Source organism: Nocardioides sp., assembly GCF_036274455.1.
GTDB lineage: Bacteria > Actinomycetota > Actinomycetes > Propionibacteriales > Nocardioidaceae > Nocardioides.
In genome coordinates this window covers 22,891-32,238 of the sequence record NZ_DASUFR010000009.1, presented here as the reverse complement: position 1 = coordinate 32,238, position 9,348 = coordinate 22,891, and the positions used below count along the sequence as shown (strand labels likewise).

7 protein-coding genes are annotated in these 9,348 nt (G+C 71.3%); 4 read left to right on the top strand and 3 right to left on the bottom strand.

The features are described 5' to 3' along the window. Positions 1–154: 154 nt before the first annotated feature. Positions 155–3,064 (bottom strand): excinuclease ABC subunit UvrA, encoded by a 2,910-nt coding sequence (gene uvrA, locus VFV89_RS00895; RefSeq protein ID WP_329704003.1) that lies wholly within the window; start codon positions 3,062–3,064, stop codon positions 155–157. A gap of 173 nt (positions 3,065–3,237) precedes the next feature. On the opposite strand from uvrA, the gene VFV89_RS00890 reads away from it, so the two are divergent. The 4 genes from VFV89_RS00890 (at position 3,238) to VFV89_RS00875 (ending at position 7,206) form a co-directional block, all read left to right on the top strand. Then, positions 3,238–3,948, top strand: a complete 711-nt coding sequence (locus tag VFV89_RS00890; protein WP_329704002.1) for a maleylpyruvate isomerase family mycothiol-dependent enzyme — start codon at positions 3,238–3,240, stop codon at positions 3,946–3,948. Then, positions 3,942–4,616: an MBL fold metallo-hydrolase gene (locus VFV89_RS00885; protein WP_414690330.1), complete on the top strand. Its 675-nt coding sequence runs from the start codon at positions 3,942–3,944 to the stop codon at positions 4,614–4,616. The genes VFV89_RS00890 and VFV89_RS00885 overlap by 7 nt, the downstream gene beginning before the upstream one ends. Before the next feature lie 224 nt (positions 4,617–4,840). Then, complete coding sequence (locus VFV89_RS00880; protein ID WP_329704001.1) at positions 4,841–6,310, top strand: hypothetical protein; 1,470 nt, start codon at positions 4,841–4,843, stop codon at positions 6,308–6,310. Next, positions 6,307–7,206 carry a phosphatase PAP2 family protein gene (locus tag VFV89_RS00875; RefSeq protein ID WP_329704000.1) on the top strand — a complete coding sequence of 300 codons (900 nt, stop codon included), beginning with the start codon at positions 6,307–6,309 and terminating at the stop codon, positions 7,204–7,206. Before VFV89_RS00880 ends, VFV89_RS00875 begins: the two co-directional genes overlap by 4 nt. Here VFV89_RS00875 and VFV89_RS00870 read toward each other — a convergent pair. Then, entirely contained in the window at positions 7,193–7,783 is a 591-nt protein-coding gene (locus tag VFV89_RS00870) for a hypothetical protein (protein WP_329703999.1), read from the bottom strand. The genes VFV89_RS00875 and VFV89_RS00870 overlap by 14 nt on opposite strands. Positions 7,784–8,244: 461 nt before the next feature. Beyond that, positions 8,245–9,345, bottom strand: a complete 1,101-nt coding sequence (locus tag VFV89_RS00865; RefSeq protein ID WP_329703998.1) for a ferredoxin--NADP reductase — start codon at positions 9,343–9,345, stop codon at positions 8,245–8,247. Positions 9,346–9,348 lie beyond the last annotated feature (3 nt).

Sequence of the window (9,348 nt, the reverse complement as noted above, 5' to 3'; positions counted from 1 at the left end):
AGCGCGGCCGCCCCCGCGAGGGTGGTACGGCGAGTGAACTGGTCGGCCATCAGGGTCTCCTGGTCTTCGGGTCGGTGGCGTGGCGGGGCTAGTGGGCCCTGCTGTGACACGACTGAGAGGCCTCCCCGGTTCACCGGCGCGACCCTCGAGCCGCTCAGCTGGCCTTCTTCGCCCGTCGTCGCGCGATCTTCGGCTGCGCCGCCTCGCGGCCGTCGAGCAGCGGCCGCAGGAACTGGCCGGTGTAGGAGCGCGGGTGGGCCGCGACCTCCTCCGGCGTCCCTTCCACGACCACGGTGCCGCCCTTGTTGCCGCCCTCGGGACCCATGTCGACGATCCAGTCGGCCGTCTTGATGACGTCGAGGTTGTGCTCGATCACCAGGACCGTGTTGCCCTTGTCGACAAGGCTGGAGAGCACGCCCAGCAGCTTGCGGATGTCCTCGAAGTGCAGGCCGGTGGTCGGCTCGTCCAGCACGTAGACCGTGCGTCCGGTCGACCGCTTCTGCAGCTCGCTGGCGAGCTTGACGCGCTGGGCCTCGCCGCCGGAGAGCGTCGTCGCCGGCTGACCGAGGCGGACGTAGCCGAGGCCGACCTCCTCCAGCGTCCGCATGTGGCGCGCGATGGCGGGCACCGCGGCGAAGAACTCGGCGGCCTCCTCGATCGGCATGTCGAGGACCTCGGCGATGGTCTTGCCCTTGTAGTGGACCTCGAGCGTCTCGCGGTTGTAGCGGGCGCCGTGGCACACCTCGCACGGGACGTAGACGTCCGGGAGGAAGTTCATCTCGATCTTGATCGTGCCGTCGCCGGAGCACGCCTCGCAGCGGCCGCCCTTGACGTTGAACGAGAACCGCCCCTGCTGGTAGCCGCGCATCTTGGCCTCGGGCGTGGAGGCGAACAGCTTGCGGATGTGGTCGAACACCCCGGTGTAGGTGGCGGGGTTGGACCGCGGGGTGCGGCCGATCGGCGACTGGTCGACGTGGATGACCTTGTCGACGTGGTCGAGGCCGGTGATCCGCTGGTGGCGGCCCGGGATCGCGCGTGCGTGGTAGATCTGCTTGGCCAGCGAGGTGTAGAGGATGTCGTTGACCAGAGTCGACTTGCCGGACCCGGAGACGCCGGTGACCGCGACGAACAGCCCGAGCGGGAACGTCACGTCGATGTTGCGCAGGTTGTGCTCGCGGGCGCCGACCACGGTCAGCTCCCGGCCCTTGGTGCGTGGCCGGCGGATCGGCGGCACCGGGATCTCCTTGCGGCCGGAGAGGTATTGACCGGTGAGTGAGTCGGGGTGCCTCAACAGCTCCTCGACGGTGCCGCTGTGCACCACCTGTCCGCCGTGCTCGCCCGCGCGCGGACCGATGTCGACCACCCAGTCGGCAGTCTCGATGGTGTCCTCGTCGTGCTCGACGACGATGAGGGTGTTGCCGAGCTCCTTGAGCCGGACCAGGGTCTCGATCAGCCGGTGGTTGTCGCGCTGATGGAGACCGATCGACGGCTCGTCGAGGACGTAGAGCACCCCGACCAGGCCGGCGCCGATCTGCGTGGCCAGCCGGATCCGCTGGGCCTCCCCGCCCGACAGCGAGCCGGACGGCCGGTTGAGGGAGAGGTAGTCGAGGCCGACGTCGAGCAGGAAGTTGAGGCGCTCCTGGATCTCCTTGAGCACCCGCTCGCCGATCTGTCGCTCGCGCGCGGTCAGCTCCACCTCGCGCAGGAACTGCGCGGTCTCGTTGATCGGGAGCGCGCACACCTCGGCGATGTTGAGGCCGCCGTTGCCGAGCTCGCCGAGGGTGACCGCCATCGAGACCGGCTTGAGCCGGCTCCCCTGGCAGGCGGGGCACGGCACCTCGCGCATGAACCCCTCGAACCGCTCCCGGCTGGTGTCGGACTCGGCCTCGCGGTGTCGGCGCTCGATGTAGGTGCGGACCCCCTCGAACTCCGCCCAGTAGGCGCGCTCGCGGCCGTAGCGGTTGCGGGTGACCACGTGGACCTTGGTCGGGTGGCCGTCGAGGATCGACCTCTGCGCCTTGGCCGGGAGGTCCTCCCAGGGGGTGTTGAGGTCGAAGCCGATCTCCTCCCCCAGCGCGCCCATGAGCCGCAGGAAGTAATCGGCGACGTGCGCCTGGCTCCAGGGCTGGATCGCGCCCTCGCCGAGCGTCGCCTGCGGGTCGGGCACGACCAGCTCGGGGTCCACCTCCATCCGGGTGCCCAGGCCGGTGCACTCCGGACAGGCGCCGAACGGGCTGTTGAACGAGAACGACCGCGGCTCGAGCTCGTCGGTGTCGATCGGGTGGTCGTTGGGGCAGGCCATCTTCTCGCTGAACTTCAGCTCGCGGCCCGGGTCCTTCGCCGGCAGGTCGACCAGGTCGAAGACGACCAGCCCCCCGGCGAGGTTGAGCGCGGTCTCCACCGAGTCGGTGAGCCGGCGCTTGCTCGACTCCTTGACCGCGAGCCGGTCGACGACCACCTCGATGGTGTGCTTCTTCTGCTTGTCGAGCTTGGGTGGGTCGTCCAGGCTGTGGGTCTCGCCGTTGACCCGGGCTCGGGAGAAACCCTGGGTCTGCAGCTGGCGGAACAGCTCGACGTATTCTCCCTTGCGGCCCCGGATCACCGGCGCCAGGACCTGGAAGCGGGTGCCCTCCTCGAGGGCCATCACGCGGTCGACGATCTGCTGCGGCGTCTGCCGCTCGATCGGGCTGTGGCAGACCGGGCAGTGGGGCCGGCCGGCGCGCGCGTAGAGGAGGCGGAGGTAGTCGTAGACCTCGGTGATGGTGCCGACCGTCGAGCGGGGGTTCTTCGACGTCGACTTCTGGTCGATGGACACCGCGGGGCTGAGCCCCTCGATGAAGTCGACGTCGGGCTTGTCCATCTGGCCCAGGAACTGCCGGGCGTAGGCCGAGAGCGACTCGACGTAGCGGCGCTGGCCCTCGGCGAAGATGGTGTCGAAAGCCAGGCTGGACTTGCCGGAGCCGGACAGCCCGGTGAAGACGATCAGGGAGTCGCGCGGCAGGTCGAGCGAGATGTCCTTGAGGTTGTGCTCCCGGGCGCCCCGGACGATGAGCTTCTCCTGCACCTGCGAGTCCTCGATCCCGTGCTGAGTCAGAGTCGGCGTCGACGCCGGCCGTTCGAACAAACGTTCGCAACCCTACCGGTCGCGGGCAAGCCGCCGCGCCGCAGATCTTGCGCTCTTCGCACCCTCTCACGCGCCGCCGACAGTCGGGCTCGGCCGGGCGCTACGGTGCTGCCATGCCAGACCCCCGGCTCGTGGAGCTGCTCGAGTTCGGTACCCGCAGGCTGGTGCGTTCTGTCGACGGCATGCCGGAGGAGCAGTGGCGGCAGCCGAGCATGCTGCCGGGCTGGAGCCGGGCCCACGTCGTCGCCCACCTGACGCTCAACGCCGAGGGGCTCGCCGCGGCGCTCGAAGGGGTGCACGAGGGCCGTCAGGTGCCGATGTACCGCTCGTCCGAGGCCCGCGACGCCGACATCGCCCAGCTCGCGAGGGCGTCGACCTCCGAGCTGCGGGACCGGTTCCTGGGCTCGACGACGGTGATCGGGGAGTGGGTCGAGGAGCTGGCCGACAACCTGGCCGCAACGGTGGTCGAACGGACGCCGGGCGGCCGGCGGTTCCCGGCCGGAGCCGTGGGCGACATGCGCCTGCGTGAGGTGGAGATCCACCATGCCGACCTCGCCCTCGACTACACCGCGGCGGACTGGCCCACCGAGTTCGTCCTGCGGCTCATGGACTGGCGCTCGGGCGACGGCCACGACGGACCGGCGTTCACCGCCCGGGCCATCGACCTCGACCGGACCTGGCAGTTCGGCAGCGGCGGCCCGACCGTGTCCGGCACCGCCAGCGCTCTGGCATGGTGGGTGACGGGCCGGCCCGTTCACCAAGGACCGGGCGGCGACGGACTGACCAGCGACGACGGCCAGGTGCCGAGGATGGAGCCGTGGTGACCTACACCGGAGAGGTGAAGCCGGGTGGACCGGCCCACACGCGGGAGCTCGGCTCCCTGACCATCACCAAGGTGGCGGTCGACGAGCAGATGTCCAACAACTGCTACCTGCTCACGTGCAAGCACACCGGCGAGGCGGTGCTCATCGACGCCGCGGCCGACTCCGGAACGCTGCTGTCCCTCATCGGCTCGACCCCGGTCACCCACGTCGTCACCACCCACCAGCACTGGGACCACCACCGGGCGCTCTCCGACGTCGTCGAGGCGACCGGTGCGGCGACCGTCGCCGGCGTCCCGGACTCCGCGCCGATCACCGAGCAGACCGGTGTGCCCATCACGATCGAGGTCGGCGACGGCGACACGGTCCCGGTCGGCACGTGCACGCTGTCGGTGATTGCGATCGCCGGCCACACCCCCGGCTCGATCGCGCTGCTCTACGACGACCCGGAGGGCCACCCGCACCTGTTCACCGGCGACTCCCTCTTCCCCGGCGGCGTCGGCAACACCCAGGGCGACGCCGGACGCTTCCCGCAGCTCATCGGCGACGTCTCGGCGAAGATCTTCGACCGGCTCCCGGACGACACGTGGTTCTACCCCGGCCACGGCAACGACTCGACGCTCGGCGCCGAGCGCCCGCACCTCGACGAGTGGCGCGAGCGGGGCTGGTGACCCGGGGCGCTCGCCCGGATCGGCCCGACTGGATGACTGATTCCAAGGGATCGTGCAAGCGAGCGGCGCTCAGCGCCGCGCTGGCAAGGCGCGGGCGCGATGTCGTCCTTGGTCGTCCAACGAGCGTCCGCAACGCCGCCAGCGTGGATGCTGAGCGTCGCGTAGCGTGCGAGCCCTTGGAATCAGTCGTCTAGGCTCTGCGCCCGTGCTGGGTCGGGGCGTGGATGGCTGAGGCGCACCCCAGCACGCCCTGGCGGCGGCGGATCGGGACCGCGCCCAAGACGTGGGTGGTCGTCATGGCGTCCGCGATCCTCCTGTGCTGGCTCCCGTTCGCGGGCCGGCCGCTGAGCCCGGACGAGGCGGGCTACCTGATCGTCGGCGGGCAGTGGGGCCACGGCAGCAGCCTCTACGGCGACTACTGGGTGGACCGGCCGCCCGCGCTGGTGGCGATCTTCGAGGCGGCCGACGCGCTGGGCGGCACGGTGCCACTGCGGCTCCTCGGTGGGCTGGCGGCGCTGCTGACCGTGGTCCTGTCCGGCGTCCTCGGCCGGATCGCCGCTCCCGAGCGCCGGTCGGCCCCGCTGCTCACCGCCGGGACGGCCGCGGTGTGCGTGGCCACGCCGCTGTTCGGCGCGACCGTGGTCAACGGCGAGCTGCTCGGCCTGCCCTTCCTGGTCGCCGGCATGCTGGCGTACGTCGCAGCGGCGGCCAGCCGCCACCCGAGACGCGCGCTGGTCCTGAGCCTTGCCGCGGGCGCGGCCGGGGCCGTCGGGGCCCTGGTCAAGCAGAGCATGGTCGACGTCTTCGTCGTCGCGGCGGTGCTGGCGCTGACCAGCAGCGCGGCCCGACGCCGGCTGCCGGGGCTCGTCGTCGGCGCACTGGCGACGACCGCCGTGGTCGTGGCCGTGGCCGCCCTGCGGGGCACGGCGCCCGCCGAGCTGTGGGACGCGGTGGTCACCTTCCGGCTCGACGCCGCTCGCGAGCTCGCCGGCGAGAGCGGCAACGCGCCCGCCCGGCTGGCCGGGCTGGTCGGGGCACTGGCCGCGAGCGGCGTCCCGCTCGTGGTGGCGGCGTTCGCCTGGAAGGGCCGCGGCGCACCCACTCGGCAGGGCCCGTGGACGGCGCCCGACCTGCGCTCGGCTGCCTACGCGCTGCTCACCTTCGAGCTGCTGGTCGCCTTCCTCGGCGGTAGCTACTGGCTGCACTACCTGATGGCCCTGGTCCCGGGGGCCGTGCTGTTCGCGGCGGCGTTCGCGCAGCGGCCCGCGCCGGTGACCAGGAGCATCGGCATCTCGCTCGCGCTGGCCGGGCTCAGCAGCGTCGCGGCCCTCGGCTGGGTCGCGGCGCACCCGATCGACCGGCCCGAGGAGCCGGCGATCGACTACCTCGACGCACACGCCCAGCGAGGCGACAGCGGGGTCGTGGTCCTCGGGGCCGCCAACGTGGTCCGGGACGCCGGCCTGCACGCGACGTACCCCTACCTCTGGAGCCTCCCCGCCCGGGTCCGCGACGCCGACCTCGCGGACCTCGAGGGAGTGCTCAGGGCTTCCGACCGGCCGACGTGGGTGCTGGTCGCGCGGAGATCCGTGGCGGACTGGGGCCTCGACTTCACCGAGGCGCAGGCCCTGCTCGACGCCGACTACGCCGAGGTCACGACGGCCGGCAAGTTCACGATCTACCGGCGCACCGCATGAGCCGGCGCGTCCTGGCGGTCACGGCGTACGCCGTCGTCCTGCTGGCCTGGTGCGCGGTCATCGGCATCCCCAACGACCCCATCGGCGTCGCGCTGTGGCTGTGGCTGCTCGCGATCTGCTGGCGGCTGGACTGGTCGCTGCAGTTCCCGAAGGACTGGTGGCCGTGGCTGCTCGCGCTCGTCGTCTACGCCTTCATCCGCGGGATCACCGACGACATCGGGTTCGCCCCCCACGAGGTCTGGCCGATCCGTGCGGACGAGTGGCTGGCCCGGCTCTGGGGCGGCGACGAGGTGCCCACGGTCAGCCTCCAGCGCCGGCTGTGCGGCGACCCCTGCGACACCGACGGGCCGGTCGGCTGGTACGACCTCGGCGTCAGCGCGACCTACGCCTCGCACTTCCTGGCCGGGCTCACGATCGCCGGCATCCTGTGGATCCGCGACCGCCGTGAGTTCCTGAGGTGGATCCGTCGCTACGTCACCATCAGCTACCTCGCGCTGGTCGGCTACATCGTCTATCCGATGGCACCACCGTGGATGGCCGCACGCGACGGGCTGCTCCCGCCCCTTGCGCGGATCTCGAGCCGCGGCTTCCACCACCTCGGTATCGAGCGCACGACGATGGTGCTCGGCGCGCTGCCGAACCAGACCGCCGCGATGCCCTCGCTGCACACCGGGTTCACCTACCTGATCGCCTTCTACGCCATCAGCCGGCTGACGGCCTGGTGGCGCTGGCTGGTGCTGCTCTACCCGGCCGCGATGACGTTCACGCTCGTCTACTCCGGCGAGCACTACCTGGTCGACACCCTGATGGGCGCGGTGATCGCGCTCCTGGCGATGCTGATCGGCGCGTGGTGGGACCGGTGGCGCCCACCGGAGCGCGTCCTCAGCCCTGGCTGACCCAGTCGGTCCACCGGTGCTTGGCGCCGAGGTGGTCCAGGTAGGGCTTCGGGTACTCGACGTACGGCTGGAGGTCGCCGGTGTTCATCGTCGACACCGCGACCCGCACCGCTGCGGCGGTGAAGCAGCCGGGACGCTTCTTCACGACGTACTGGAACCACTTCAGGTGGTGTCCCTTGTCGTGGACCACGCCGGCGTCGGCGACGCAGCGCCCCTCGGGCGAGTGGCCCCACGCGGGCGTCGGCTGCTCGCGCCACTTCGACACCTCGGCGAACCGGTAGTCGGACCAGAACTCCATGAAGTGGCCGTACTCCGCACCCTTGCGCGCAGGGTCGGTGTCGATGAACACCGAGACGTTGCCGGTCGGGAAGTCGAAGACCCGCGGATTGCCGGGGAACGTCACCCGAACGACCAGCTTGCGTGCGGTGTTCTTGACCGAGACGGTCCGGATGTCCAGCTTGTTGTTGGCCACGTCGCCGGAGGCGTCGGTGAACGCGGCCGGGCTGGTGACGTCGGCGTGCGCGGGAGCCGGCAGCGCCAGCAGGGTCAGCGCGAGCAGGGGCAGGAGTCGCTTCATGAGGCTGCACTCTGCCTGCAAGCGAGTCCCGATGCGCAGTGACACGCGTCCCGAGCGCGTCCCGGACGGACTGAGCGGGCAGCGAAGCGAGGCGCCCCGGTGGCTGAGGTGCGAGGCGCCCCAGCGCCGAGCCTCGAAGCCCGGTGATTCGGGGCTGGGACCCCGCCCGGGTGCTTCGCTGCGGAGGTCTCGACAAGCTCGACCAGCGAAGGTCGAGCGGGTGCCTACCCTGCGGAGGCTTCGAGGCTCGGCCGTGAACGGCCTGACACCTCAGCCACCGTGCCGGTGACCATCCACGACGGTGGCTGAGGTGCGAGGCGCCCCAGCGCCGAGCCTCGAAGCCTGGTGACCCGGTGCTGGGACCCACCCCGGTGCCTTCGCTGCGAGGCTTCGAGGCTCGGCCGTGAACGGCCTCACACCTCAGCCACCGTGCCGGGGCCGAAGCTCACGAGGGTGGACGATCAGTGGTAGGTCGCCCGGACGACGTCGGTGACCGGGAGCGACTGGCAGGCCAGCCGGATGCCGTCGGCGAGGTCCTCCTCGTCGAGGACGTCGTTGTTGAGCATCTTGACCTCCCCCTCGAGCAGCCGGATGGCGCAGGCCGAGCACTCGCCCTCGCGGCAGGAGTACGGCGCCCTGACGCCCTTCGACTCGAGGTGCTCGATCAGCTTCGTGGTCGGCGCCCAGTCGTCGAAGACGTAGGTCTGCCCGTCGAGCTCGACCTCCAGCCGGACACTTCCCTGGTGCGCCCCGTCGGCGGGCGCCGGGCCCTCGGTGAACGCCTCGTCGGAGTCGGCCTCCTCGAGCTCGTGCTCGGCCTCGGCCCGCTGCTCCGGGTCGCCGAACGGGTTGCCGCCCAGCGAGACGAACTTCTCCTGGTGCCGGCGCTCGCGCGGGAACTCCAGCTCACGGAGCGCGGCGATGGTGAGCTTCATGAACGGCGCCGGACCGCACACGAAGGCGTCGTAGGTCGTGAACGGCTCGGTGAACGCCTTCAGCTGCTCCTGGGTCGGCAGCCCCTGCACCGACTCGAGCCAGTGCACGACGAGCAGCCGGTGGGGGTGCGCGGAGGCCAGCGCCGCCAGCTCGGGGCCGAAGATCACCGAGCGCTCGTCGCGGTTGGCGTAGAAGAGCACGATGCGGCCGCTGCCGTGCGCGAGCGCCGTCCGCGTGATCGACATGATCGGCGTGATGCCGCTGCCGCCGGCGAACAGCAGCAGGTCGGCGTCGAGGTCGGCCGGCGAGAAGATCCCGGACGGCGGGAGCGAGCGGATCGTCGACCCCTCACGGAGGTGGTCGCAGATCCAGTTCGACGCGTAACCCCCGGGGGTCCGCTTCACGGTCACCGTGAGCGGGCCGCCGTCGTGCGGCGACGACGACAGCGAGTAGCAGCGGGCGGCGACGCCGGTCAGGTCCGACGGCACGGCCAGGGTCAGGAACTGGCCGGGCCGGTAGCCGAACTCCTCCTCGGCGCCCTCGGGCACCGCGAACGACACCGAGTGCGCGTCGGCGGTCTCCGCCACGACCCCCACCACGCAGAGGTCGTAGGACGACTCGGCCATCTA

What these genes read in the sequence shown, in the direction of transcription:
- VFV89_RS00890 (WP_329704002.1), top strand. Translation starts at nt 3,238, where the DNA reads ATGCCAGACCCCCGGCTCGTGGAGCTGCTCGAGTTCGGTACCCGCAGG.
- VFV89_RS00865 (WP_329703998.1), bottom strand. Translation starts at nt 9,345, where the DNA reads ATGGCCGAGTCGTCCTACGACCTCTGCGTGGTGGGGGTCGTGGCGGAG.
- VFV89_RS00875 (WP_329704000.1), top strand. Translation starts at nt 6,307, where the DNA reads ATGAGCCGGCGCGTCCTGGCGGTCACGGCGTACGCCGTCGTCCTGCTG.
- VFV89_RS00880 (WP_329704001.1), top strand. Translation starts at nt 4,841, where the DNA reads ATGGCTGAGGCGCACCCCAGCACGCCCTGGCGGCGGCGGATCGGGACC.
- VFV89_RS00870 (WP_329703999.1), bottom strand. Translation starts at nt 7,783, where the DNA reads ATGAAGCGACTCCTGCCCCTGCTCGCGCTGACCCTGCTGGCGCTGCCG.